Below are 297 nucleotides of genomic sequence, written 5' to 3' on the forward strand. Positions count from 1 at the left end.
GTAGCAAGGTCTGATTGACGATTGCCAACATGGGTACCTGCTCCGCAGCGCTGTGTTGGTCAATCACCAGCTCCTTGAGGTCCTCACGCCGCTTCGACAACTTGATCGCGTCTGTCCCCTTGGCGTTCTCTTCCAATTGCAGGGCGAACAGATAAAGCGCACGCAAGTAGGCAGCCGGCGAATCGACCGCGGCTATGGACGAGCTGGCGCAGAACTGTTCCCAGTTTTCCTTGAACAAGGCCTGGTAGGTGGCATCGCTATCGGCGGCGACATCTTGGTTATCGCCCAGGGATGAGC

1 protein-coding gene is annotated in these 297 nt (G+C 57.6%); it reads right to left on the reverse strand.

The window, feature by feature from the left end:
* Positions 1–297: Tc toxin subunit A (locus tag AC0L3B_RS39210; protein WP_473383118.1), on the reverse strand; the 297-nt coding region annotated here is incomplete at both ends.

The sequence above is a fragment of the Bradyrhizobium sp. Kon56 genome, from assembly GCF_055807635.1.